The organism is Rhizobium sp. 2MFCol3.1 (genome assembly GCF_000377565.1).
Taxonomy (GTDB): domain Bacteria; phylum Pseudomonadota; class Alphaproteobacteria; order Rhizobiales; family Rhizobiaceae; genus Rhizobium.
Window position 1 is genome coordinate 144,793 of record NZ_KB898363.1, and the last position, 25,397, is coordinate 170,189.

Annotated in this window: 25 protein-coding genes; 14 read left to right on the forward strand and 11 right to left on the reverse strand. The window is 57.6% G+C overall.

What is annotated here, in order from left to right; genetic code table 11:
• The first annotated feature begins 13 nt into the window (after nucleotides 1-13).
• From D460_RS0120520 to D460_RS0120535, 4 genes are all read left to right on the forward strand, one after another.
• Nucleotides 14-1,453, forward strand: a complete 1,440-nt coding sequence (locus tag D460_RS0120520; RefSeq protein WP_018900457.1) for an MFS transporter — start codon at nucleotides 14-16, stop codon at nucleotides 1,451-1,453.
• Nucleotides 1,454-1,631: 178 nt separating this feature from the next.
• Entirely contained in the window at nucleotides 1,632-4,172 is a 2,541-nt protein-coding gene (locus D460_RS0120525) for a mechanosensitive ion channel family protein (RefSeq protein ID WP_026283343.1), read from the forward strand.
• A 240-nt stretch (nucleotides 4,173-4,412) separates the two neighbouring features.
• Entirely contained in the window at nucleotides 4,413-5,243 is an 831-nt protein-coding gene (locus D460_RS0120530) for a response regulator (protein WP_026283344.1), read from the forward strand.
• 196 nt (nucleotides 5,244-5,439) lie between these two features.
• On the forward strand, nucleotides 5,440-6,765 hold the full coding sequence (locus tag D460_RS0120535) for a diguanylate cyclase (RefSeq protein ID WP_018900460.1): 1,326 nt from the start codon (nucleotides 5,440-5,442) through the stop codon (nucleotides 6,763-6,765).
• A gap of 55 nt (nucleotides 6,766-6,820) precedes the next feature.
• Here the strand turns inward: D460_RS0120535 and D460_RS37165 are convergent, their stop codons facing one another.
• On the reverse strand, nucleotides 6,821-7,840 hold the full coding sequence (locus tag D460_RS37165) for a GlxA family transcriptional regulator (RefSeq protein WP_018900461.1): 1,020 nt from the start codon (nucleotides 7,838-7,840) through the stop codon (nucleotides 6,821-6,823).
• Nucleotides 7,841-7,851: 11 nt separating this feature from the next.
• Between D460_RS37165 and D460_RS36030 the strand changes: the two genes are divergently transcribed.
• Nucleotides 7,852-8,052: a hypothetical protein gene (locus D460_RS36030; protein ID WP_155947797.1), complete on the forward strand. Its 201-nt coding sequence runs from the start codon at nucleotides 7,852-7,854 to the stop codon at nucleotides 8,050-8,052.
• A gap of 81 nt (nucleotides 8,053-8,133) precedes the next feature.
• Here D460_RS36030 and D460_RS0120545 read toward each other — a convergent pair whose 3' ends face one another.
• Both D460_RS0120545 and D460_RS0120550 read right to left on the reverse strand, forming a co-directional pair.
• Complete coding sequence (locus tag D460_RS0120545; protein ID WP_018900462.1) at nucleotides 8,134-8,334, reverse strand: hypothetical protein; 201 nt, start codon at nucleotides 8,332-8,334, stop codon at nucleotides 8,134-8,136.
• Between the two features lie 440 nt (nucleotides 8,335-8,774).
• Nucleotides 8,775-9,272 (reverse strand): helix-turn-helix transcriptional regulator, encoded by a 498-nt coding sequence (locus D460_RS0120550; RefSeq protein WP_018900464.1) that lies wholly within the window; start codon nucleotides 9,270-9,272, stop codon nucleotides 8,775-8,777.
• A gap of 557 nt (nucleotides 9,273-9,829) precedes the next feature.
• On the opposite strand from D460_RS0120550, the gene D460_RS0120555 reads away from it, so the two are divergent.
• The 6 genes from D460_RS0120555 to D460_RS0120585 all read left to right on the forward strand — a co-directional run bounded on the left by D460_RS0120555 (nucleotide 9,830) and on the right by D460_RS0120585 (nucleotide 16,282).
• Nucleotides 9,830-11,779, forward strand: coding sequence for an AAA family ATPase (locus D460_RS0120555; protein WP_018900465.1), 1,950 nt, complete (start codon nucleotides 9,830-9,832; stop codon nucleotides 11,777-11,779).
• 181 nt (nucleotides 11,780-11,960) lie between these two features.
• Nucleotides 11,961-12,848 carry a metallophosphoesterase gene (locus tag D460_RS0120565; RefSeq protein ID WP_018900467.1) on the forward strand — a complete coding sequence of 296 codons (888 nt, stop codon included), beginning with the start codon at nucleotides 11,961-11,963 and terminating at the stop codon, nucleotides 12,846-12,848.
• Nucleotides 12,841-13,053 carry a hypothetical protein gene (locus D460_RS33365; protein ID WP_018900468.1) on the forward strand — a complete coding sequence of 71 codons (213 nt, stop codon included), beginning with the start codon at nucleotides 12,841-12,843 and terminating at the stop codon, nucleotides 13,051-13,053. Before D460_RS0120565 ends, D460_RS33365 begins: the two co-directional genes overlap by 8 nt.
• A 175-nt stretch (nucleotides 13,054-13,228) precedes the next feature.
• Complete coding sequence (locus tag D460_RS34595) at nucleotides 13,229-14,539, forward strand: hypothetical protein (RefSeq protein WP_018900469.1); 1,311 nt, start codon at nucleotides 13,229-13,231, stop codon at nucleotides 14,537-14,539.
• A gap of 77 nt (nucleotides 14,540-14,616) precedes the next feature.
• On the forward strand, nucleotides 14,617-15,114 hold the full coding sequence (locus D460_RS33375; protein ID WP_018900470.1) for a hypothetical protein: 498 nt from the start codon (nucleotides 14,617-14,619) through the stop codon (nucleotides 15,112-15,114).
• 694 nt (nucleotides 15,115-15,808) lie between these two features.
• The gene (locus tag D460_RS0120585) at nucleotides 15,809-16,282 is read left to right on the forward strand and encodes an NUDIX hydrolase (RefSeq protein WP_018900472.1); all 474 of its coding nucleotides are present in this window, start codon (nucleotides 15,809-15,811) and stop codon (nucleotides 16,280-16,282) included.
• Nucleotides 16,283-16,376: 94 nt separating this feature from the next.
• Here the strand turns inward: D460_RS0120585 and D460_RS36445 are convergent, their stop codons facing one another.
• The 5 genes from D460_RS36445 to D460_RS0120605 all read right to left on the reverse strand — a co-directional run bounded on the left by D460_RS36445 (nucleotide 16,377) and on the right by D460_RS0120605 (nucleotide 19,146).
• Nucleotides 16,377-16,550 carry a hypothetical protein gene (locus D460_RS36445; protein WP_018900473.1) on the reverse strand — a complete coding sequence of 58 codons (174 nt, stop codon included), beginning with the start codon at nucleotides 16,548-16,550 and terminating at the stop codon, nucleotides 16,377-16,379.
• A 472-nt stretch (nucleotides 16,551-17,022) separates the two neighbouring features.
• Nucleotides 17,023-17,574 (reverse strand): hypothetical protein, encoded by a 552-nt coding sequence (locus tag D460_RS0120590; RefSeq protein ID WP_018900474.1) that lies wholly within the window; start codon nucleotides 17,572-17,574, stop codon nucleotides 17,023-17,025.
• Nucleotides 17,564-17,710 (reverse strand): hypothetical protein, encoded by a 147-nt coding sequence (locus D460_RS36450; RefSeq protein WP_018900475.1) that lies wholly within the window; start codon nucleotides 17,708-17,710, stop codon nucleotides 17,564-17,566. The genes D460_RS0120590 and D460_RS36450 overlap by 11 nt, the downstream gene beginning before the upstream one ends.
• 129 nt (nucleotides 17,711-17,839) lie before the next feature.
• Complete coding sequence (locus D460_RS0120600) at nucleotides 17,840-18,718, reverse strand: hypothetical protein (RefSeq protein WP_155947798.1); 879 nt, start codon at nucleotides 18,716-18,718, stop codon at nucleotides 17,840-17,842.
• A 2-nt stretch (nucleotides 18,719-18,720) separates the two neighbouring features.
• Nucleotides 18,721-19,146: a hypothetical protein gene (locus tag D460_RS0120605; RefSeq protein ID WP_026283348.1), complete on the reverse strand. Its 426-nt coding sequence runs from the start codon at nucleotides 19,144-19,146 to the stop codon at nucleotides 18,721-18,723.
• 698 nt (nucleotides 19,147-19,844) lie between these two features.
• Here D460_RS0120605 and D460_RS0120610 point away from each other — a divergent pair.
• Nucleotides 19,845-20,048 carry a hypothetical protein gene (locus D460_RS0120610; protein WP_018900478.1) on the forward strand — a complete coding sequence of 68 codons (204 nt, stop codon included), beginning with the start codon at nucleotides 19,845-19,847 and terminating at the stop codon, nucleotides 20,046-20,048.
• 54 nt (nucleotides 20,049-20,102) lie between these two features.
• Here the strand turns inward: D460_RS0120610 and D460_RS0120615 are convergent, their stop codons facing one another.
• Entirely contained in the window at nucleotides 20,103-20,795 is a 693-nt protein-coding gene (locus tag D460_RS0120615; RefSeq protein WP_018900479.1) for a hypothetical protein, read from the reverse strand.
• A 908-nt stretch (nucleotides 20,796-21,703) separates the two neighbouring features.
• Here D460_RS0120615 and D460_RS33385 point away from each other — a divergent pair.
• Nucleotides 21,704-22,042 (forward strand): hypothetical protein, encoded by a 339-nt coding sequence (locus D460_RS33385; RefSeq protein WP_018900481.1) that lies wholly within the window; start codon nucleotides 21,704-21,706, stop codon nucleotides 22,040-22,042.
• A gap of 247 nt (nucleotides 22,043-22,289) precedes the next feature.
• Complete coding sequence (locus D460_RS0120625) at nucleotides 22,290-22,493, forward strand: cold-shock protein (protein WP_018900482.1); 204 nt, start codon at nucleotides 22,290-22,292, stop codon at nucleotides 22,491-22,493.
• 124 nt (nucleotides 22,494-22,617) lie between these two features.
• Here D460_RS0120625 and D460_RS0120630 read toward each other — a convergent pair whose 3' ends face one another.
• Together D460_RS0120630 and D460_RS0120635 are read right to left on the reverse strand one after the other, a co-directional pair.
• The gene (locus D460_RS0120630; protein WP_018900483.1) at nucleotides 22,618-23,061 is read right to left on the reverse strand and encodes a hypothetical protein; all 444 of its coding nucleotides are present in this window, start codon (nucleotides 23,059-23,061) and stop codon (nucleotides 22,618-22,620) included.
• A gap of 809 nt (nucleotides 23,062-23,870) precedes the next feature.
• Nucleotides 23,871-25,364: a mechanosensitive ion channel family protein gene (locus tag D460_RS0120635; protein ID WP_018900484.1), complete on the reverse strand. Its 1,494-nt coding sequence runs from the start codon at nucleotides 25,362-25,364 to the stop codon at nucleotides 23,871-23,873.
• Between the last annotated feature and the right edge of the window lie 33 nt (nucleotides 25,365-25,397).

The following is a 25,397-nucleotide window of genomic DNA, read 5'->3' on the forward strand; positions in this document are numbered from 1 at the left end:
CATTGGCAGATTGATGACAGCAGTTGAGACGGTCGAGGCGGATGGTGACGCGGGCAGCGCGCGCCGTTCGAAAATAGTGGCGCTGGTCGTCGCCGTATCCTTCTTCATGCAGATCCTTGACGGCACGATCGTCACCACCTCGCTGCCGCAGATGGCGGCGAGCTTCGGTGTTCCCACGATATCGATGAGCATCGGCATCACCGTCTACATGCTGACCATGGCGGCATTCATTCCGCTGTCGGGCTGGCTTGGCGATCGCTATGGCGCACGGCGCGTCTTCATGGCGTCCATCGCCGTGTTTACCGTCGCCTCGCTGCTCTGCGGGCTCTCCGAGAATCTGAGCGAATTCGTGCTTGCCCGTGCGGTCCAGGGCGCCGGCAGCGCGCTTATGACGCCGGTGGGGCGGATCATCGTGTTGAAGAACGCGCGCAAGTCCGAACTGGTGCAGGCCATTGCACTCATTACGTGGCCGGCGCTGACGGCGCCCGTCATCGGGCCGCTGCTCGGAAGCGTCATCACCACCTATGCAAGCTGGCACTGGAACTTCCTGATCAACCTTCCGATCGGCGTTCTCGGCATGGCGCTTGTCTGGCGTTTCGTGCCGGAGCAGCGCGAGGAGGATGCCGGGCGGCTCGACGTACGCGGCTTTATCCTGAGCGGCGCCGGGCTGACGCTTCTTCTGGCGGCGCTCGAACTGTCGGCGAAATGGCATGGCGGTCTTTTGCTTGTCGGCGCCATGCTGGTTGCCGGTATCGTCTTGTCTTTCTTGGCTTACCGGCATTTCATGCGGGTCGACAATCCGCTGCTCGATCTCTCTTCGTTCAAGGTGCAGACCTTCGCGATCGCCACGCTGTCGGCCGGAACGGCGAGCCGCACGTCCATCAACGCACCGCCGTTTCTGCTGCCCCTGTTGTTCCAGCTCGGTTTCGGACTGAGCTCGATCGAGGCGGGTATCTATCTGCTGGTCTATTTCCTCGGCAATCTGAGCATGAAGACGGTGACGACGCCGTTGCTCGCGCGGTTCGGCTTCCGGACGGTGCTTTTCTTCAATGGGTTGATCGCGGCGCTGACGATCGCGGCTTGCGGCTTTCTCGTGCCGGAGACGCCGCGTGTGGTGATTTATGCGCTGCTGTTCATCACAGGCTTGTCGCGCTCCATGCAGTTTACCGCGCTCAACACGATTGCCTTTGCCGATATCAGCGGCGCGCAGAGAAGCTCGGCCTCGACCTTGTCGAGCATGCTGCAGCAGATGTCGATGTTGCTCGGTGTCGCGATTGCGGCCGCCGTTCTCAACGTGTCGGCTGCCGTTCGCGGGCTCAGCGATCCCGGGCTTGTCGATTTTCGCTGGGCTTTCGTTGTCATCGGCGCGATCGGCGTCGCATCGACGCTGCGGTTTTTGCAGTTGCCTCACGATGCCGGCGCCGAGGTTTCGGGGCACAAGCGTCAGCGGTAGCGCCTGGACGATGATCCGGGTGCGGCCGATTTCCACGTCGCTGTCCGGATCGTGACGTGATAGCGAGGGCTCAGATGATTGCTTCGAGCCGCGTCGCCTTTCTGTCGCCTTTCTTTCCTATGAAAAGCGGGCGCTCGTTCTTACTACCGAACTTGCTACCAAACTTGGCGGGGATACCTTGCGGCTGACACGTTTTCTGCTTCAGAGCTTATTGTTTGTCTCGCTGGCCGTGGCCGGCGCTGGTTCCAGCCATGCGCAGACACCACCACCCGCCGCGCCGACGCAGAGCGCGCAGCCAGCCGCCGAGCAGAACGCTGCCGCACCCAGCGGGCCGGGCGATCAGGCCGCCAAGCATATGGCCAAGGCGAAGGCCGATTTCGCGGCACTTCAGGAAAGCGTGAAGCAGAGCGTCGACGACGATGACGGGTTGGTGGCGCTGGCGGGGCGGGCCGATGAGCTCAATCGCGGCGTTGCCGGGATTTCCGGCGGCATCACGCCGCGTCTCGATCAGATCAAAGCGCGCCTGGCCGAGCTCGGCGAGCCGCCGAAGGACGGGCAACCGCCCGAGGCCGAGATCGTTGCCAACGAGCGGAATGCCTTGATGTCGGAGCGCGCGCAGCTCAACGTGGTGCAAGGCGATGCTGAAACGCTGACCTCCTCGCTCGGCCGGATGAGCAACCAGATCGCGGAACTCCGCCGCAAGCTGTTTGCCGCGACGCTGCTTCGCCGCAGCGACATTTCCGCCTCCGTGCTTGCCGACGCCGGCACCGCGTTTGTCCAGGAAGTGGGCGCATTCCAGCAGGCGCTGGCGAGTTGGCTTGGCTTCGTGCTGAAGTTCAAGGCCTTCGCCTTTGCCGCCGCTATCTTCATGTCGCTCGCCACAGCGCTGATCCTTCTGTCGGGCAGCTACCGGCTCTTCGGGCACTATCTGCAGCGCAAGGAGAGCGATGAGCCGCCCTCCTATATCAGCCGGCTTTCGATTGCCTTCTGGTCGACGCTGGTCAGAACGCTGTCGCTCGCGACACTGCTGGTCACGTCCTATCTCTTCCTCGATAGCTTCAATGTCCTGAGACCCGACATCGCGCCTGTAGTAGCGGCGCTGTTTTCGACGATCGGTGTCATCTATTTCGTTCGGCGCTTCACCAATGCCGTGTTCGCGCCACGCGACCCGCAATGGCGTCTCGTCCGCCTGTCCAATCGCGGTGCAAGCTCGATCAGCGCCTGCCTGCTGGCGATGGCGATCGTTCATGCACTCGATTTCTTCTTCGGCAGCATCAGCGAATCGATGGGCTCGCCGCTTGTTCTCACCGTCGTCCGCAGCTGGATCGCGGCGCTGATCATCGGCCTGATACTGATCGCGGCGTCCTTCGGGCGGCCGATGATGGCGAAGAGCCGTGATCCCGATGCGCCTGGCCGGCATTGGCCGAAGGGGCTGGCGATCGTGCTCCGCGTACTCGGTGGCGGCCTCATCTTCGCGGCGCTCACCGGTTATGTCGGTTTCGCGCGCTTCATCGCCTCGCAGCTGATCTTTACCGGCGCCATCGGCGTCACGACCTATATCGGCCTGCTCTCGGGCAAGGCAATTTCGCGGACGGAAACTTTCGGCGATACGCGGCCGGGCCAGTATTTGGCGTCGCGCTTCAAGCTTGGGCCTGTCGTGATCGACCAGGTCGGGCTGCTCGTCGGCTTCTGCATCTATGGCGTGGCGCTTGCCACCGGCATTCCGCTCATCCTGCTGCTCTGGGGCTTCCATGTGCAGGACCTGCAGCTGATCGCCTATCGCCTGTTCACGGAGGTCCGGCTCGGCGGCATCAGCATATCGCTGGTCGGCATACTCACGGGTATCCTGCTGTTTGCTGGCTGCTATCTCCTGACGCGCTGGATCCAGCGCTGGCTCGACAACAACGTCATGGCCCGCAGCCATGTCGACCTTGGCGTACGTAACTCGGTCAAGACGGGCATCGGCTATCTGGGCGTCGGTATCGCGGCGCTGATCGGCGTGTCGGCTGCGGGTATCGATCTGTCAAGCTTCGCGCTCGTTGCCTCGGCACTGTCGGTCGGTATCGGTTTCGGCTTGCAGAACATCGTGTCGAACTTCGTGTCCGGCCTGATCCTGCTGGTCGAGCGGCCGTTCAAGGTCGGCGACCACGTTGTTTCGGGTACGGCCGAAGGTATCGTCAAGCGTATCTCGGTGCGCGCCACCGAGATCGAGACCTTCCGCAAGCAGTCGATCATCGTTCCGAACTCGGAGCTGATCAACGCCAATGTCGGCAACTGGACCCATCGCAACAAGATGGGGCGCTCCGAGATTCCTGTTTCGGTGAGCTACGATTCCGACCCGCAGAAGGTGATGGATATCCTGCTCGAGTTGGTGAATGCGGTGCCACTGGTGCTGCGCAATCCGGAACCGCATGTCGAGTTCCTGCGCTTCGGCCCTTATTCGCTGGATTTCGAGCTGCGTTTCATGCTCGGCGACATGGGCGACGGGTTGAAGGTGCGCAATGATCTCAGGATCGCGATCCTCAAGCGCTTCCGCCAGGAGGCGATCGAAATACCTCTGCCGCAGAGCGACGTGGTGTTCCATCGCCAGCCGGATACCGTCACCCCTGATGCCGATATCCTGGCGCCGGAGCCAGTGGTGGACGAACAGGTAGAAAGCCGCGATATCGAGGAAGACGATGGCAGAGTGCGTCGCCTTCGCGGAAAGGCCGACGGCTAGGCGATGCGAGCGCAGGGCCTGTCTGTGGTCGCGTTCGTCCGCGCGTGATGCCTTGAACCGGTCACTAGGTTATAGATTAAAGCGCGCAAAATAGTCCTTTAATCATGTTGCCAAGAAAGCCGCATCCTTTGCGCTGAAAGCTATTTTGCTCGCCCAAGAATGGGTCCGTTTAATACTTATTCAAACAGCCTGATGTAGCGATTTGAACCAAGCAGACGATTTTCTTCTTGGGGTTTTGAAATGGCTTTTTTGGGTATTTCCGGGATGCAGTATTCCGGTGGCATGTTTGAGAACGTACGTATTGTTGTCGCCGAAGACTCCAACGTCTTCACCTCCATGATCAGCACGCGGTTGAAGGAGCTTTTCGACATCGAGGTGGAAATCTGCCGCAACTTCGAAGAGCTGCAGCTCTGCTACGACAAGTCTTCCCAGGAAATCACGCTCGCCATCTCCAACATCAACCTGCCGGGCGCTGAGAACGGCGAGGCTCTGGAATATCTGGTGGATCTCAGCATCCCGACGATCGTGTTCACCGGCACCTTCCAGGAAGGTATGCGCGACAAGCTGATCGCCAAGGAGATCGTCGACTACATCCTCAAGGACAATGTGTTTGCGGTCGATCTTCTGGCTGAATCCGTCTGCCGCTTCCTGACCAATCATCGTCATCACGTGCTGATCGTCGATGACAGCCCGACGGCGCGCGCGCTGCTCTCCAGCCGCCTGAAGCGATACAATTTTCGCGTCAGCACGGCCGATAGCGGCGCCAAGGCGCTCGAAACGCTTAAGGCGAACCGTGACATCGGCTTGATGATCACCGACTACAACATGCCCGATATCGACGGCTTCGAGCTTACCCGCCGTATCCGCTCCAGCATCGGCTCGCATGAACTCAGGATCATCGGCGTCTCGTCGTCTTCCAACCGCCTGCTTTCGGCGCGGTTCCTGAAGGCCGGAGGCAACGACTTCATGCTGCGTCCGTTCATCGACGAAGAGTTCTATTGCCGGGTCAATCAGAACCTCGATACGTTGCTGCAGATCCAGTCGATGCAGCCGGCGCGCAAGAGCGCCTGAGCGGCAATGTTCGCCAATCCATGCACCGGAGTGAGGCCATCACTCCCGGGGCTGATGGCACTCCCGGGAGTGCTGTCCACTCCCATACCCAACCGATGAAAATCTCCTTTCGCGCCCGCCTGCGGTCTTTTGACCGGATGCGGCGCGGGACGGATTTTCGTTTGCCAGGCAAAGCCGCACGAGGCAGGTGACCGACATGAAATCAGACCTTCTGCGTGAACGACAGACTTCGCAACGCGAGGGGCGCACGGTTCTTCTGGTGGAGGATTCGCGCATGTTCTCGTCCGTCCTGTCGCACCGTTTCGAAACGGAGCTTGGGCTGACGGTGACGCATTGCGGGTCCCAGGAAGCGCTCGACGCGGCGCTTCTGGAAGCCACTGACGGTTTCACCATGGCGGTTGTCGGTCTCAATCTGCCGGGTTCGCCGGATGGACACGCGCTTGATCAAATCCTCGCACATGACATCCCTGCCATCGTCTTCACAGGGTCGTTCAATGTCGATGTGCGCAACCGGATCGCGTCTCGCAATATCGTCGATTACGTCGTGAAGGATAACGAGTTCGCGCTCGACAATCTGATCGCCGCCGTACGGCGCGCCATTTCCAACCGAAAGACCCGTGTTCTCGTCGTCGATGATGTGGTGTCGGCCCGAAGCGCGCTCGTCGAACTCCTGGAAGCGCAGCAATTCAAGGTGTGCCAGGCTGGAACCGGCATCGAGGCGCTGGAAGTGCTGGAAAAATACGGCGATATCGAGCTGGTTCTGACCGACCATCATATGCCTGATATGGATGGCTACGAGCTGACGCGGCGGATCCGCAATCGCTATAGCAACGAGCGCATCCGGGTGATCGGAATTTCCTCGTCGGGAGACAGGTTCTTGTCCGCAAGCTTTCTGAAGGCCGGCGCCAGCGATTTCGTCTATCGTCCGTTCGTGCCGGAAGAGCTGCAATGTCGCATCTCGCACAACATCGAGACACTGACGCAGATCAAGCAGCTGCGGGCTGCTGCGGCGAGCGACTATCTGACCGGGCTCTACAACAGGCGTTACTTCTACGACCAGGGACCGCGAATCGTCACGGAGTGTCTGCGCAACTTAGAGCCGGCATCAGTTGCAGTTCTCGACATCGACCATTTCAAGCGTTTGAACGATACGTATGGCCATGAGATTGGCGACAGGGTGTTGAAGGCAGTCGCGACGCGGCTCCAGAGCGAGTTCATCGGCAGTGACAATCTGCTGTCGCGCGTGGGTGGCGAGGAGTTCGCGATGCTATTTGCTGGACTGGATTCAGCCGCTGCGACGGCGCTCTGCGATCGGGTGCGCGAGGATATTCAAGCGCTGAAGATCGTGGCCGAGGACGAGGACATTTCGGTCACCGTCTCGATCGGCGTCGCCGAAATCGGCGGGTACGAGACGTTCGAGAATTATCTCAATGCCGCTGACCAGTATCTCTACATGGCCAAGCATCACGGGCGTAACCAAGTCTATTCCGACGCGCGCGTGGTGACGGCCGCGGCGGAGTAATGTCGCATCCACGATAGCGATTTGCGGCCGCTATCGTGGGCAATTGTCGTAAGGCTCAGGCCGCGATGGCCTGCCGGGCGGTTGCCATCGTCATCTTCCGCTCGGCGCGCTCCTGCTGCGGCGAGCGATGGTAGAGTTCGCGATAACACTTGGAGAAGTGCGACGCGGAGACGAAGCCGCAGGCGACAGCCACTTCGACGACAGGCATCGACGACTGCACCAGCAGGTGACGGGCGCGGTCGAGCCTGATCTCGAGATAGTAGCGGGCAGGGGAGCGGCCCATTTCCTGGCGGAACAGGCGCTCGATCTGACGGCGCGACAGGCCGGCCCCGTCTGCGATCTCCAGCAGCGATAAGGGCTCGGCGAGATTGCCTTCCATCAATTCGATGATCGACAGGACCTTGCCGTTCTGGACGCCGAGGCGGGCGCGCAGTGGCAGGCGCTGGCGGTCGTGCGGGCTGCGGACGCGGTCGGTCAGGTGCTGCTCGCAGACGCGGTTGACAAGCGTTTCGCCGAAATCCTCGCCGATGAGGTTGAGCATCATGTCGAGCGAGGCGGTGCCGCCGGCGCAGGTGTAGAGATTGCTGTCCACTTCGTAGAGATCGGCATAGACCTCCGCCTGCGGGAAGGCTTCGGAGAAGCCCGGCAGGTTTTCCCAGTGGATCGCGCAGCGCTTGCCATTCAGGAGACCGGCCTGGGCAAGCACATGCGCGCCCGTACAGAGACTGCCGACGGCGACGCTGCGATTGTAGGATTCGCGCAACCACGCATTGACGGACTTGTTGTTGAATTCCTCGACGTCGATGCCGGAACAGACCAGCACCATGCTCGGGCGGTTCTCGCCGCCTAGATTGCGACGTTCGTCCGCCAGCGACGTATTGGCCTCGACGCCGATGCCGCAGGAGGAATAGACCTTTTCGCCATCAACCGATGTCAGGCGCCAGGTATAGGCCTGGTAGCCCAGCATGCGGTTGGCGATGCGCAGCGTATCGATCGCGGCCGAAAAGGGCAGCATCGTAAACTGCGGTACCATGAAGAAGACGATGGAGCGTTTCTTATGCGACATCTTGCTCATGCGAGAAATCCATGATGGAGGGCCAATGCGCTATTGGTGCTTGGATTGCGCCGCTTAGATATTCAGAAAGCGACATTCTCATGGAAAAATGCGGCCGCAAAGAGCAAAAATGCGACATTGCTTTAATTGACGCCGGTCAATTGGCTTTTGCCAAGAACAAATGTTCGCCAAAAGCCCCTTTAGAAATACATGTTCCTGATATTCAAGATTAAATCACGAGGGGCCCAAAACGACGAAAGCGGCGCTGCGGGTAAGCAGGCGCCGCTCTCATGCGGGGAGGTATGTCGCATCCATTACATCGCCTTGTGGTCGTCTACATTATCCGCCGACGGCCAGCCGAAATCCTTGCGCATGTCGATCGGCATGGCTTCGATTTCGCGTGCTGCCTGCCACTGATGCCATGCGCGGGCAACCTTGCGGGCGTAGGCTGACAGGGAGTGGTCATGATGCGCCACATGGGACAGCTTGTTGTCTCTGAAGGTGATCGTGGTCATGTCGAATGTCCTTTCTCGTATCGACCGACGTCTCTCGGTTGTGAATCCGTTGTTACTGATATGGTCCTTCGTGGCCCATCAATCAAACGAATAGAGTTTATGGCTATCATCAATCATTTTGAATGATTGGCCGATCATGTGGATCGGGCAACCAATGGCGTATAGTGGGAAAAATTTGCTGACGCTTTTCGGAAGAAATCTCCGCTTCAGAATCAATAGTTTTTCCTAGCCGTACATTTTTCAGTGATTTAGAAAATCTACGCGCGCGCTGTCCTGGCGAATTGTTGTCACTCGATCAGTTCGCGGGAGCGGTGATCAAAGCTCCCTTCAACCCAGCTCAGTTTCGGCGGTAACCCGGAAGATGTTTCGTTTAGCCCTACGGAGAGACGTAGTGGGTGAAGCCACTGGATAACGCTGCCCTGGTCCTGGTCGGAAAGCGGTTACTCCTCGCCTCTGTCCGCCCACCGAACGCCCACACCATAAAACCGCCCGCTCTTTACATCCCCCCAGCCGGTGAACACGACGCCTTGCTCCTCGTACCACAGCTTGAGCCTCTCCGAGACGGGGGAGCGCGTATAACTGTTTTCGAGGTTCTGGACGGTCGGATTAGATACGCCTATGGCCGCAGCAACATATGACTGATGCTTTTGGAGCAGCGCCCTTGCAGCTCCAAAGCTGACAGGCTGATCTTCTGATCGGAATTTTGCTTTCTGTGCATCTGTGGCGTCAGGGCCGTTCGGTGCGGCCCACTTAGCACCTGCGTGCCTTACCGGTTTTCCGACCTGGGCTTCACCGACGAATTCAATGCCTTTGCTTGCATAGAAATCGACCAGCTGCAGGTTTTTGTCGATCAAGCTGGCCTGATGGTTCTCCAGTTCGCTAAGCGTCTTCTGACTGATGCCAGCATCTTCCGCGACGTCACGCTGCGACCGGCGCAAAAGAGCTCGCGCGACACGAAGGCTTTCTGACGGTGCGGGGGTCCTCATTCGTCCGAGAAGCCGGTAGCGGAAAAAATTGTCAACACTTGCTTATGACGTCTATTATTACGTCAGAAAATAATTATAAGGTTATTTATGACGTTTGATTCTACGTCGAATATTTGGAGGCTTAAATGGATGAAATGGCTTCGCTTGAGTCGCGCTGGCGTTGGTCGACTTCCTCCAGCACAATTGATCGATTGCGTACTCTTGCGGACGATCTTGAGGCCGTCACTTTAGGACGCTCGGAACCGCATCCTGCCACCTTGATGACGTCGTGGTCGTTCGCAACTCGCGCGGCCCCATGTCTTGTAGGACACACGTTCGGCCATCCCAGCATTGGCGACGGACGACGCGCCATCACAAGTGAAGTCTACTACATCGATCCTACACGCCGTTTAGCGAGAACTCTGTCACGTTGGTACAGGCTCGGCTCTTACGAGCCGCCCGACGCCGGAAACGATGCTGTATCAGCCGGCCGTCGATAGAAATTCCTTGCAGCCCAATTGGAGACCTCGATGCCGAATAAACAGTCCGGCAAACGCTTTCGCGTGCCTTGGCGAAAAAAGCTCGACGAAAACGACCTACCCGTGACGTTGCCTGTATTCATGGCTTACTGCGCTGTAGCCCGCGCACTCCGCTCTTTTAACAGGAACGGCACGAAGAGCATCGTGACCCTGGTCGCGAGCGAAGACTTTTATTATCCCGTCTTCGCCGAAGCTGCCCGGTTCTTTGCGGCGCAGATTTGGCATTCGTATCGGTTCGCGGGCAACGTATTACAATGGAGCGACAAGAATTTTCGTCATGAGGCGGAAGCGCTGCGTGACGAGCGCGCAATTTTATTCGCACCACCATCCTACGAAATTCAAGAAGACGATCGGCTACTCTCGGATGCCGTGGTGCCCCTTGGCTCTCGTACGGCCAGACATGCGCAGGCCGCACTACGGCGGGCGGGTCTTCCTGTCACCAGCGAAAACGTTGACCTTCTTCTCACAGAGCCGTGGCCCCGCTTGAGCCGAGCTTTCCAAGATCGACGCAGTCCGCTTCAGGCGATCCAGCGTCTGCGGAGTCTTCCAAAGACCATCGCAGAAGAAGTGGCCGAGCCAAAGGGTTCACCGACCCCTGCTGGGCCAACGCTCTTGGAAATGCACGGGTTCGGGAGCCTCATTGAGTGGGGCTACGACTTGGCAAAGGACATCTCAGACTTCAAAGCGGGCATCATTCCATGGAGAGATGTCGACAACGGCGTCTTGGTTTCGGGTCCACCTGGCGTTGGCAAAACCATGTTCGCCAGTGCTTTAGCCAACACCTGTAAAATTCCGATCATCTACGGGTCTGCTTCAAGATGGCAGGAGGCGGGAGCGCTCGACGAGCACCTCAAGGCCATGAGGGCTTCCTTTGCCGAAGCCAAAGAGAAATCACCATCGATCCTGTTCATTGACGAAATCGATGTTCTCGGCAGCCGTGGTGAGAAAGACCGGAACAGCGCCTACATGCGTAACGTGATAACCGCGTTGCTACAGTTACTCGACGGGTTCGAACGTCGCGAGGGGGTGGTTGTAATGGGAGCCTGCAACCACCCAGACCGCCTGGATTTTGCTATTAGAAGACCCGGAAGACTTGACCGCCATATCGCGGTTCCCTTGCCGAATGCCACAGCGAGGAGGGCCATCCTGAAACTCCACAGCGGGGTCACCATGTGCACTGCCGACTACGAGATTTACGATATGGCGACCGAAGGTCTAACGGGAGCGGACATCGAGCGACTAGTTCGCGATGCCAGACGCGCTGCGCGACGACAATCGCAAGACCTCAACAGCGAGCACATCGTCAGCAATCTCCGACCACTCACCAAACTTCCCGAGTCCTATCTACGTGCCTTGGCTATCCATGAGGCGGGCCATGCTGTCGTCAGCTTCGAATTGGGGCATTCGCCGATCTCTCGCATCAAGATATCGCGCCACAAAGTCGACGACGAAATTCGAGAACTGGGCTACGTCGAGTACCAGCCGCCCGCTCCCCAGCGGCGGACGCGACAGTTCTTCGAGAACGCGATCGCTACCTTTCTTGGCGGCATTGCTGCCGAGCTTGAGGTGTATGGTTCATTCACCGACGGTGCGGGCGGTGCCGATGAGTCCGACCTCAACCGCGCCACTGATCTTGCTACCGCACTCGCGGGGTCGCTCGGTATGGGACATACGTTGGTCGCAGCAAATTTCGAACGGGGCGACTCCTCCAATTTACGTCTTTACCTGCCCGAATTGAGGCGCGAGGTCCATGATATCCTCGAAACCCAGCTTTCGCGCGCGAGGGCAACAATTCGCTCGCAACAGCCAGCGTTGGACGCGGTCGCTGAGCGATTGCTTGAAGCGGGTGAGTTGGCGGGCGAGGAGGTCCAAGACATCATCCGCGACCACCGCCGTTCCATAGTCAGTCTTGCGAAACCACCAAGAAGGGCTGGGATGTGATGGCCAAGCGGTCGAAGCGGAGCGAACTCGGGGCCATGAATGCCGCGCAGTCCGGCTCGCTGGGCGAGGCCGAGCGCGGGCCCTCGATCGAACTTGATCCGTTAGCCTTGAACGTGCGTTCGGCATTTGTAGCTCTATATTTACCCCACCTTCCATGCTTAGCTGAACAGCGAGACCCTTAATGAATATTTGGCCGATCTCCGACCTCCATCTCGAGTTTGGGGTGCCTTTTAAATACAGGCCCCCTGAAGACGTGGATGTTGTCGTCTGCGCAGGCGACGTTTTGACCAAGGGGATCAAGCCGAGCATCGAGTGGCTTCGGCAAAACATTGGCCACACCAAGCCTGTGGTGTTCAGCGCCGGGAACCATGAGTTCTATGGTGCCTCGGTCAAGGAGAGCCTGGACGCGGCCGAGGCTTTCGGCTCCGGAGTCCATTTCCTTGAAAACAGGACCGTAGAGATAGGGGGCGTCCATTTCGTGGGCGGTACCTTGTGGTCCGATTTTCATCTATTCGGTTTCAATCCCGAAGTCGCGATGTCGTACGCAGCCCATGACATGAATGATTACAAGAAGATCAAGTTTTCCAAGACCCCCTATGTGAAGTTCAAGCCGACCCATTCCTACAGGATGCATGTCGAGACCAGAGAGTTCATCGCCTCCGAGCTACGGAGGCTGCGGGGTGAAAAGGTTGTCGTTGTGACCCACCACGCGCCGTCGTCCCGTTCGATTGCGAGTGGATACCGAACTGATCCGATCTCAGCGTCCTATGCCTCGGATATGGAGGAACTCATCTTTGAGACTGGTCCCGCGCTTTGGGTGCACGGGCACGTTCACCATCGGAACGACTACGTGCTCGACACCTGCAGGGTAGTTTCCAACCCCCGCGGATATCCCGGAGAAAACACTGGCTTCGATCCTAGCTTTACGGTCCAGGTCGACAGCGACCCTGGCTTGAAGGCAAAACTCGTCGCGGAGGCGATCACTATTCTTGACCAAGCGCCTGATACCGCTCCTGATCCGGGCGATGAGGCTCCAGAGCGGCGCACGGAGGTCGGAGACAATGAGTGACAAACCGTCGGTGTCTGCCAGCGACCTGTCGAACGCTAGGGTTAGAAAGTTTCTTGATGACCGCCTCAACGGCCCGACAATCTCGTCCCGCGAGATGAAGGTACGCGTTGAAGCACTAATCGAACGACGGCGGGAGTCGCTGTTAACGGCACCTGACCAAGAGCTCGATTCCAAACCGAACGATGGTCATAAAGGCGGTCTCTGACCAACTCGCGCGGATTATCGCGGACAAAAAACGGGTTTGACCCCGGGTACATGATGGAAACCTGATGTGCGAGAGCACATCGCACAAAACATCCCTTGGTGACTGATAGGAGATAACGAGAATGCTCTCTCACTGCGGTTCTCCTGGTACTCACCCAATCCGAGGAGTTATCGAGATGACGCCGAAACAACCTCTGGAGCCGGAACCGGACGTGAATATGGGCGAAAATGGCGGAAGTCTCTCGTTTGGCTCAGCGCTTGACGGCATCGACTATGAGCCGCTCGGCCGGCGAAGCGTTCGGTCAGGAGATGCAGGGACCCATAGGACAGGCTCCGGCCGCAATCCCTTGCCGCGGAGCGCCAGGTACGATCACACATCGGGGACGCTCGTAATCGATTTCATGAACGGCTCGACATTCACGACGCCTATCAGCGCGTTCGCAGACCTCGCGGGCGCGAACGTCGATGAAATCACAGACGTCGAATTGCTCAGTGACAAGCTGCTCCATTGGAAGTCCCTCAAGACATCGCATGACATCGCGGCGGTGTTAGCCGGGGATTTTCGCCCCAAGGCCTCTTCGACAGGGGCGTTTGCGCAGGACTGCGTCGTGATAACTGAATCTGGGTCCGCACCGCCGCGGTGGTGCGATCCAGTGATTAGGTTCCTCTTCAGCAATTTGCCCGGCGACAGCAAAGTCCGCTGGTACCACGACTTTCTGACGGCTTATCAAATCGGATGCGAGACACTCGTCGCGCTCGGGCAGGCTGAGGCCACAGAGGACGGGGCGATCCCGCTCACAGGTCCATCCCTACCTGCGATCTTGCCTCGGCAGGACGATGTGGCGGTTGCGATTTTGTACCTCGCCGGGCAAAGCGGCTTGATCATCTTTCGCTCGAACGATGACGACAAGGCGACGCAAGTAGTCGGAGAGGGCTTCGACAGCTTGCATCGCTTTGGGGACAGGTCCTGGGCCGCACGTTCGCATCCCGACGTCACGAATATTCTTCGTCTTCTTGACGTGCTGGACGGGTTCGAGTGGACCGAAGCCGCAGAAACGATCCTTTGGCGCGAAAGCCCCCGGGAATGGCGCATCGACTTCACAGATCACCCGCGATTTCTGGACGCTCTTGACAAGGCATGCGCTCGAATGCCCGATCATATTCGAGAAGCCGTCGACCGCTTCTCTCAGGTTACTGAAAAAGATATCGCGATTTACACCGCGATTCCGGATCAGAGCGGAGAAAACTCAGACGCGGTGATCAGGTCGCCGCCCCAGACCCGTGAGCAGGCAATATCCACTGTCCTCTGGATCAGGCGTTTCGACTTCGACGAGCTGTTCTACAAGTTCTGGCGGATAGAGGACGGCTGGCTTGGTCCACACGAAGCTGCACGGGCATTGGAAATCTTCAGTGATCCGCTCGCGATCGCCATGCGGAAAGCGGTCGCAGCTCGGCTTTATCCGCATCTCCCACATTTGGCAGAATAGAGGGACGGGGCCGGGAACCTGGCATGCCATGTCTATAGCCCGGCACGACGTCTACGAACTCGCGAAGGAACTAGCGGATGGTTGAGGGCGACAAAGCGGAGAGGACACAAGCCATCAGGTTTGCCACTTGGGCCAGGCCAGTCGCCGAGTTTCTTTCGTATAACATTCCTTACGATGAGGTCGTGGGCTGGCTACATCTGAGCAAAAAGGAATTCATGTTTGGATGCGAGGCGTTGATTGCCTTGGGGCAGGCAAGGGAGACCGAATGGGGAGCAAGCCCTCTTCGTTTTCCCGAGTATCCAAGTCCCCCGCCGCGCTGGGACGACATTTGCGCCGCGGTCATCCAAGTTGCGACCAAGACCAGACAGCTTGCCTTTCAGTCTTCCGACATTTCGTCGGAAGCAGGGTTGGGCAACGTTGATTTGTCGTCAATGGACGCCATCGCTGCGGCAAATGGCATTCGGGAAGCGTTCGTCACCGTCAACCTTAAACCGGTTTTGATTGCCCTCGGTCTCGTTGAGGGCGGTCATTGGTCAGTCGTCGCAAAGGCCGTACGACAAAGGGCAGATGTCTAGGGATGCGTCGGATGGACAACCGCTGGCTTAGTACGAGGTCCAGAGCGTCGCCCAGATCGGCGGGGAAGCCTTGGCTCAGAATATTTATTCTCTCAGTTCGACTGGTATCGTCAGACCCGCAAATCCGCAATTCCGGGCGACTTGATAGACCTGTCGGATTGACCCCAACCGCCGTGCCATCAGGTTCTTCCCCGTTGTGACACGGAAGAGCTGTTTGTTCCTGTCGAATGTGAGAAGCAGCCACACGGGCGCGAACGCTGTCGACCCTGGTGCGAGTACGAAGAGTGGACTCCCGCCGTCTCCTAGAAAACGCCTGAACTGATACATGTCGCATGGCGGAAGAGATTGGAGCCATTTTTCGTCAGCGTCGTCCGGGATGATGCCCTTTCGATGGGCGATTATGGAATGTTCTTCATTCATCGCCGATCAATGGCCTACTCTTTGGAATGTTCCAAGTCCTATAATTCGCGTGCTATCGCCGCGAAGGCGGTGGTGGTTCAGCAACTGGCTCCCGGAATTGAAGGCAGTCCTACTAGCGGTTTCTCGTTATCGAATTGGTAACCATCCATATCCCATATTAGCACTGTCGCAACTATAAACGCGTCGCGACGTTATGGCAGGAAGTGCATGTCTCTCGGGAACCCGCACACCCCCATCTAGTGCGGGTTCCACCACTTCATCGACAGGGGAGCAGATGTCCGTTCTTGCACGACTGCTCAGCGGCGCGGTGCCGCCGAAGCGAAAGCGCCCGTTGCAACAGGTTGGCGGCCTGTGTTTTCGCGTGAACGCCGACGGCGAACCCGACGTCCTTCTGATCACGACTCGTGAAACCAAGAGATGGACGATCCCCAAGGGCTGGCCGGTAGAAGGCCTCAGCCGGCACAAGTCGGCGAAGCGGGAAGCGTGGGAAGAGGCGGGGGTGAAAGGCAAGGTCGGAATAAAGCCCTTCGGAAGCTTCATGTACGAGAAAGTGCTTGCCAATGGGGATGCTGTCCCGGCAGACGTCCAGGTTCACCTTATCAAGGTGAGAGAGACCCGATCGATTTTTCCGGAGCGCGGTCAAAGAGAGTTGGCTTGGGTCTCAGCGTCGGAAGCAGCTCGTCGCGTGGTCGAGCCCGGCTTAAAAAAGTTGTTTGCGAAGCTATCGAGGCGCTTTTCAGAAGATTGAAAATGAGCGGCGTGCTCTCTTTGCATTTTGCATTAACGGCGGCCCGAGTTGCACGAGCAATAATCACGGGCCGCGGGGGTTCGCCTCGCTTGCTTTAGTTTGCTGCGTGATAACCGCCGTAGACGGCAATTCCGATGTAAAAGGCAAACGCGGCGAGTGCGATAGCAACGCCGATCCAAACGGCTCCTCGGCCAAATCGCGCTTTCTTCCGGTTTTGCGAAGGGCTGTCGGCCGATGGTGCTAGTGACGGTTCGTCGCGTTCGTTCATTATGATCTCCTGATGGTTTCCATCAGAGAAGTTCGGAAGACAGCAAATGTTCCGAGGTGGCTAGGGCCAGACAAGGGATTCGCGTCTCGCACAGATCATCTCGCGGACCCGTGATGCGGTCACACCCCATAGGGTGACTACGGCGCAGTCGAGCAAAGCTCGCTCCTGCGCCTAGCTGATCGGCGAGTGCTTAACGCTCCGGGTGGTCCCGGCGATCGCATATAACGATACGACCGGTGACGGATGTCCTTCAGGTTAGCTTGGGTAGGTTGTCGGGTCGAGGGCCGTTTGGACGCACGAAGATGCCTGGCAGCCCTCACTGCACAGCACGCTAGGGCCAATCTTCAGATCAATCATCTAGCGCAACATGTAATGATTAGAGATCGTGTATCATGCCGTTTTGTCACCAGCGGTGGCCGGAAGGATCGTCGAGGTTGGTTTGAGGGGGCCACCGGGGGGAACGCGGAGTTCCTTACATCTGATCTGACCCCAAAAATTTTTGCACCAAACATTTTGGGGAAAGTCCGCAGCCTGTTGGGTGATGGCCGACAAAGCTCGCGAGTTCAAAGAACTTCAATCCGCCCACTACAAGTAGTACAATAGACCCGACAACAAGGAGTATGGCGATGAGATGGATGCTATAGCCGAAGGCCTGCCAACGCACAGCACTCGGCTTTGGCCGAACAAACGGGCTGTCGAAGTGCATCGTGTGATGGACTTGGTAAGCCGTGTAGCAATACTGGGTGATGTAGGCTAATGACGGGACGATCACGGCGAGCAATACGCTAGCGAAGAAGTAGGTAACCGCTTCGCTGAAAATTTCCACTGCAGGCGTGTGGATGATCGCCTTGGAGTTGGCAGAGAAGAACCCTAGCAGGCCTGCTATGCCACCCGCACTAGCTATGGCAGGGGCTTTCATAGCGCTGTTAGCGAAACTCTCCAGGAGCTTCTCAGTGTCCGATATCTCTTTGAGGTGTCGGTCGTGGGCCAGCACCGCATACTTCTCACGCTGATTATCGTCCAAGCTTCAGAACCTTCGTCCGGTTGTCATCCAGCAGTTCGATCACCCCGCGGCCGTTGAGTGGCAGCAAGAGGTTCAAGACTGCATCTTGAGAGTAACCTTCGCCGATCAGCGGGACACAAATGTCGTAGTTGCTCAAGGTATCCTGAGGGCGTTCATCGAGCCGCCTCAGAAGATTGAAAAATGCAGTCTCTAGGTCTTCGTGGTCACTCGACACCTGATGATCGAGCGGTAGCGAGATTATCAGGTGGGAAACGCAAACGGCTCTTTAAGTTGCGAAGCCGCCAGACCACGGCCTAAGAATAGGTTTGCCGTTTAATTCATCAGTAGGTTCTATCAAATAGACGAACCCCGTCTGATGCTTTTTATCATCAAACAGCGTCTCGTATGTCACGCAACCAACGATGAAATCGGCCTGGCTTCTAAACTCTATTTCGAACCTGTCATAGTTCGTCCAACTCCACTCACGCTCATAGCTCTCTCCTGGCGGAACCAGCGTTCCATGGTGTTCGCTGTCGAACTCAAGGGACTCTGTCGCAAGCATGTCCATCACAAGGGGAATACTGTGTAAATCGGAGGAGTGAACATTGGTATGCACATTGATAGCCGCAGTCTTCCCTGCGTTTCTATTCGTGATGCCAATGTGAAGCGATGAAGATTCTCCGTCATGCTCTAGCCTAAGAACGTCTAGCGGCCGCACGGTTGAGAAAACCCAACCGCGCTCTGACGTGATAATCGCTGCAGCATTGAGAGCATTCGCCTCCCGCGCAGCCAGAAGCGAAGCTCTGATCCACACCAAACCCAAAACGCTCACACCCCCGGTTACCACACCGAGAATAAGAATGAAATATGTCCAGTCAGCCGTCTCATCTTGAAGAGATTGGGCCAGGTTGTCTCCCGCCGCTGAAAGTCCCGACAACTCTTGGCGTAAACATTCCAGATCAAGTTGGCATTGCTTCTGCACTCGCCGAACCATTGCAGAGCGAGACGCATCGCGAACCTCACGCTGCTCTTTTTCGTAGCTCAATTTCCACGTCGTCAACGCGGCAATTGCTATCGTCACGACGGTGATCGTCAGTACGAGAACAACTTTGGGAAAGCCGTCAGTTGACTCTCCAAGGAGTTTCACACGCGGCGAGATAGCCAACTTCAAACCTTCTTCGGCTGAGGCTTAGGAGCAAAGCGAGCGTAGCGCTCACAGCCACCGAGGTTTCCTTCCACCTTGGTGTCCACCACGATCCCGGCACTGTTCACGATGAGCGAGAGTCTGCATTCGTAGTTGAAGCTCTCGGTCCTCGAACCTTGGATGTTGGTGGTGATGGCTTGGCCATTCACGTAGGTCGTGGCTGTCTGATAGGTCGGCACCGTGTAGCTGCCAGAGTTCTGGTTGCCCCACGTATAAACTGTGTGGCCAGCGATCTTGTTCTCGGCATCGGGGAACCCGAGCTGAGCGAAGGCTGCCTTGTAGTTCTGGCCCTTGAAAGTATTCACACCCGACTGAATGTCCTCGCTCGTCACGCAGCCCGTGAGAGCCACCAGTGAGGCGATGGAGATGGTTTTGAGTAGGAATTTCATGAAGTCCCCCAGATTGAGGTAACAGCGATACACAACCGCCGAGTCTGCTTCAATCCCCTGTGGTTAAAGACAGGACATCATTTCCGATGTGTCCAGCTCGATGCGGCCACATCCGCACGGCAGGTTCCGAATGGACCATCCAACGTCACACTGATATTCGGCGAAATACAGCGCCTGAGAGCGCGACAACGTAACTGGCATGCGTAAGGAGTGGGCTTTGCCGCAGTTCGCATTCCTTCCCCTTGCCATCGCAAGCGATCAAGTACTCCGCATTCCTAGCTGGCCGATGTAAGTGCGACTTGCGAATCCCAGGGTCAGTCGATACGCCAGGGCCAAGCGACATCCTACTGCTGGGCTCGCCAACTTTGCACAAGCTTTGGTGGAGTCGACTTGAGCTGATGTTCACAGGTGGCGTCCGCACCGGAGCCGCACGTTTATAAGCGCAGTACTAAGACTTCGCCAACGTACTGCTTGAGTGGGTCGAAAGGCACTGCCTTCAATCGCAGCACTGGTCATCGCCATCATCTTTTCACAGAATTGAATGTTCCCATTACGTTCTCCCCTGCGGGGGGCGAGAGTTTTGGCGAACCGGGTAGGGTCAACTTCTACCGTTGGTACGTGATAGTGAGGGCGATGCCGAACAGGTGGGCGCTCGTCTGTCGTTTCGTCGGCCATCGCGAGATATCGGAAAAACCGCGATGTTCACCATCCGGTTTGCGAAAGGTCAGTTTGCCAAGTCTGTAGCGGATAGGAAATCGAGTGGCGTCCACAGTGCCAAGCCGACGATGATAACCGGGTCGGAAGATGCGCGCGAACACAAGACCCCGCCGGGGAAGAAGCCCGTCAAAGATTGGGACATAAACTACGATCCGGCGGACGAAACCGAAGGACAAATGCGATAGCGTCCATCGAGTTGAGCCGCGCGACCACGCGCGGCTCCAGATTGTCTCGACCGCTCAGCGGCTCCCAGGCAGCATCTGGCTTTGTCGCAGGTCTTCGATCGACTGCTCCTGCGACGCCCGTCCGTCCACTGGGCGATCCCCTTCGGACACGTCGCGCTGATGCCCTGTCGGGACGACGTCGTCAACGATATCGTCGGGAAGGTTCTCGGCCAGATCGTAGCCTCGCACCCGTGGTGAGGTCACCTGAGTGCTCCTTTTGTAGCGGCCGACGCCCGTGGCGCTGCCTGACGCCGTATCGGCCTGGAAGACGTCGTCCTCAGACCCGATGGCCTGCTGGCCGCCACCGGCCGTCCAGCCTTCCTCTCGCCAGAGATCAGCGCGCTCGTCCATATCAATTGAACCTTCGTCAGCTAGAATGTCGTGCGCCGTGTTGTAACTGCTCTGGCCTACGGACACAGAAACGAGAAATCCGCCCCGACGGAGACCTTCAGCGTAGACGTCTCGGTCTTCGTCCGGGAAGAACCAGTCTCCGAGGCGTGACCAAAACCCGGACCCTTCTGCCGCGGCTGCAGGTCCTTCGCCGTCGGCTTCGTAGCCCGGCATCAGTCGGACATCGGAGACCCCGGCCGACTTCAATTTGTCAATTGCCGTCTCGGCCTCGCTTCGGCTGTCGAAGAACGCTGTCAATGTACTCTTGGCGAGGCCGCTGGCGAGGTTCGGCGCGTCCCCATTGCTGATGTTGGTCATGATGTGCTCCTCCTGAGTTTCGTGAAGAGCCAACGGGTGTTAAAGCTGAAGGTTCCGAGCTGCCTTTAGGGGTCGAGGCAGGGGAACCGCGTCTCGCACCGATCGCCTTGCGGGCCCGTCATGCGATCGCACCCCATAGCGAGACGACGGCGCAGTCGAGCAAAGCTCGCTCCAGCGCCCAGTTGATCGACGAGTGCCTTACGATCCAAGCTGTCCCGGCGATCGCATCTGACGCATACGACCTCGATAATTGGCTGACGGATGTCCTTCAGCTTAGGCCCGGGTAGGTTGTCGGGTCGAAGACGACGTTTTCCCAATCTCTTGTCCTTGTTCGCGATCTGGCGGCTGATTACCCGAAGCAAATTCGACAGGCAAGACGAGACCAAGCCAAGCTATCGTCACAGCGGCCTTACCGTTAGGGACTGGATCGATGGGAAAAAGGAAGCCGGATTGACCGGATGCTGCCGGCAGTTTTTGGCAATGGCATCGTGTTCTAAGGACAACGTTCATGAAACAGTAGAGGTCTTGGCGGCAAGCCCAAAGAATATTGTCTCACCATCGTCAAGGCCCAGGCTCCGATAAGCATCAAGGCGTCAACCAGAACATCTCGACAGCTACATGGAAGCGGCATGATTGTTTGAAAGGTGTGCGGACTGGGCGTAGACTTGGATTTCTCAACCGTGATTCGTTACGCTTCCCGACATGAGCCTCCAAGCCCGCTTTCGTAAGCCCGACCGCTTCAAGCGACGAAATGGTATTCGAGCGGTACGTGAAACTCAGGCGAACGCCTGATTTCGCCTTGCTTCGAAGATACTACGTTCAACCGGGCAGGTAAGTCGTGCCCCTTATTCCTACAGCCTATCGCTCACTTTCGATGTTTCGGCCACGCCAACTATGGAGAGAAGACGATGACGCCAAGAGCGCTTGATGAGATGACGCGGCACGAGCGGTCGAACATGATATCCTTGGTGGCGCAGACGCTGGACGACCTTGCCGAAGATGCCGAGGACCGGGGCGATAGGGTGTCGGCGGGAAATGCCACCTATCTGGCCCACGTACTGCGTGGATGCGGGCATCATGAAGCCGACCTCAGGGCTACAGAGATACTTCTTGAACAGGGCATCAGCTACGTCGCGGCGCTCTCCGACAGATACTGCCACTCCGGTGATGCCGTTTGTGACGACGACGATCACGATGAAGACGATCATGATGAAGTTTTTCAATCCGAGGCCAAGGTTCTTCACTAGCCATCGCGCCCATTCGACAGGTTCTTACAGCGGTGCATGTTCGAGACGCCGCCCAGGCAACGTTCGCTTCCCCGAACTGGCTGCGGTGGATCAGTGTGGTCTGCAACTGCCTGATGTGGCATTGCTCTGGTCATCTGGCCAAATCCCCATGCCGAATAGCTGCTTCCGCGACCCCAAGGTTGAACACTTTGCTCAGGGGCTGTAGGTTAAATTGGCATTCATGCCACACCACGAGGAAGCAGGCTTAATGGCTACTGGTACTGTAAAATTCTTTAACGACGAAAAGGGATTCGGCTTCATAACGCCCGAGAACGGCGGCCAGGATGTGTTCGTTCACGTCTCCGCCTTGTCCCGAGGCGGTTCGCTGCGTGAGGGCGATAAGGTCAGCTTCGAGGTCGGGCAAGACCGCAAGACTGGAAAGTCGAAGGCTGAGAACGTCTCGGTGCTCTGATTACAGTCGCCTGCCTGCCGACTTGGCAGGCGGGTTTTGACGACACATAAAGGGGTCGCCTCGTGCTGGGCGGCCCCATTTTGCCCGACCGTAGACGCCTCGTTACTCTTTTGCCAGTAGCGGCTTACGGCTGAGGTGAAGCGCCCGTCGATCGTGACTGATCACGTGTCGGCAACCTCCAGTCCAAGATGGCGTCAACCGGACGCAGCGGATAGATGGCCTCCTTAGGACTGTCTTGAACGACAACCTGGAGAACGCCGCGCCTCGCCAACGATTGGAGCAGTGGACGATCAAGCGACTGGTCATCGTTCGATAGGATGGCCTGCAGCGAAGCTGGGTGCCCGCCTATGAAGTAAAAACCGGAGAACTGATGAACCACGTTGCGCTTTGAAAGCGGCTCGCGATCGTATGTCACGAACTGGAGGGCGAAAGGTTGTACAACCGCTCGAGCAGCTATTTGGCTGGCGATATCGTAAGCCTGATCGAGGCTCCATTCCGTAACCTCTTTCGTCACAGAGCGCTCGATGCCTTCAGCCACACATCGATACCGAATGCCTCGTTTTACCATCCTCATTTCCTCTGCTTTGCCTGAGATCATTGACAGATGATGGCATGCAAGAGACTAGACGCTTTCGCAGCTATCCGCCGTATTTAGTACGATTTTTCCGCGCCTGCGCTTTGCGAACGAACGGACTTCCGACGGCCAGGCGAATGAGCTTGCTTTCGACAATACCGCTGACCCAGTTTCGCCCCGGGTGTCGTGGCACGTGTTTGACGAAGTCATTTTCATCGACCGCGCTGCATGGGTATTACCCAATGACACTGACCAAAACCCCTGCGGAACGCGGACTCGTCGGACGCCTCGGCGACAGTCCTGGCGGGCCTGTTCGAGTCCGCCTTCTCCAATCCAAGTCTTGTTAGCTCAAGAAGCCAAAGAGGGACGTCGCCTAGACTGTTGCATCGTCAATCCAGGGCCAGCAAAATGAGACTGACAATCGCACTTTCAATCGCAATACTGACGCTTCCCACGACGATCACCGTAGCCCAATCCGCACAGTCGTCGACTTCGAAAGCGGGCGTTAACTCAACGGCATTCAAGCACGCCTACAAGACAAACACACGCAGCGGCTCGAGCACCAAGTGGCAGGTAGATCGTAAAAAGCCACTGAATATGGGGTGTACACAGCATTTTTCGCCGTCGAATGGCGGTGGATGCTCTTACTAGCAACTCGTTCGCGAACAGATGAAACTTGGCTGCCTTTACAAGGTCCGCGCCGTTGCGGACTTGCAGCGAATCTACCAGCTCGCTCTGAAGCCATCAGCCTCGCTTCACTCGTTCCGTGGTCTTCTGAACTCCACAAGACGAGCCTGTGCTGTTCAGTAATCCTCCGACGCATCGAACAAATGTCTGATCCGGTCTGCGAAGGAGTATGTCTGCTGCCTCGGAGTCTTAACCAACTCGGCCATGACGTGGTGATCATGCTCGGTGTGACGATGGGAGAGGGCCCGCAACTGATCCCGCAACCACGGCTTTTCGGTAAGGATTGGGCGAAGAACCTCCGAGGGTATCTCGTAACCGACCACTGGTGTCAGGGTCCTCTTCGACGCCGTTTCCGGCAAACCGGACAATATGCTTCGTTCGCCAAAGCAGTCATGCGGAGCAAGGCGGGTGAGTTCGACCACCTTCTCGGCAAGCTGCCTTTCGACAACGACAACGCCGCTCCGCACGATGAACAGACCGTGGCAAATCTCGCCCTCCGCCACGACCATGGTATCCTTGTCGAACACACGCCTCACCAAAGTCTCTGCCACCTTTTCTTTTTCGTCATCCGAAAGCGCCGCGAAAATCGCGATCGAATTGACCAGCCGCCACGGCGTTCCCCTGGATTGGGTTTCCGTAATTGGCGTTGGGAGGTATTCAGGAAAGCCGGCAGTCGACGCCATTGCCAAGTTCGACGCACGAGCGTGGCGAAAGACAAGATCGAAGAGTTCGTTCTTGGCATCTACGGTGCGAGTGATGTCCCCGACGCGGCATGCAAGCTCGACCTCTACGGCGGTCGCATCCAGCGCAGTTATGCGAACGGAGGGCTCGGGGTGCTTTAAGATGTGGTTGCTGCTCCACAACACCGTGCGCATCACGTCTTCGATGGTGGCAGGGGAGTGGGTTGGCCTCATTCTGAGCTTGAGCGTGATCCCATGTGTTTCGTCGGGACTGCTTTGATTCACAATTCGTGCCTTGGCAAGCGCGCTGTTCGGAACCACGACGAGGTCGTTGGCACCGTTAAGAAGATGAGTTGCGCGCCAGTTCGTTTCGACGACGCGTCCCTGGGTTCCGTCGTCCAGAACCACCCAGTCGCCGATGCGGTATGGCTTACCGAGGTTCAAAGCCACCCCCGAGAACACATCTGCGAGCGTGTTTTGAAGTGCCAAGCCGAGAACGATGGCGAAGACCCCGGAGGTCGCGATCAACGTGCCAACTGGAATATTGAACACGTTCGATGCGATCGACAGAAAGGTCCCCCCGAAGATCAGCCCGACCAGAACGTCCTGCAGCAGTCGTCCTTCTCGTGGTGTGCGCTCGAAAACCAGGAAGAGCCTGATGAGGCTGACAAGTAGCATCGACCCGGATATCCACCAAATGGACTTGCCGATCGCCTGACTGGCCCCAGCGACCCGCGACCCGGGCGAGGGCGATGCCTCGTAGGGTACGATCTGATGGTAGAGCAGGACCGCGGTCAACGCCGAGAAGAATGACGCGTTCAGGGCGAGCTTGATGGGAGGGGTAGCCCTGCCAAACACACGGGTTGCAATTCGCAAAGCGACAAGCCCGAACAATTGGATGCGGTAGTCGTAAAGCACTTCGTAGGCCATCTGGGATGCTGGCTCCAGTATCTCGCGGGAAGG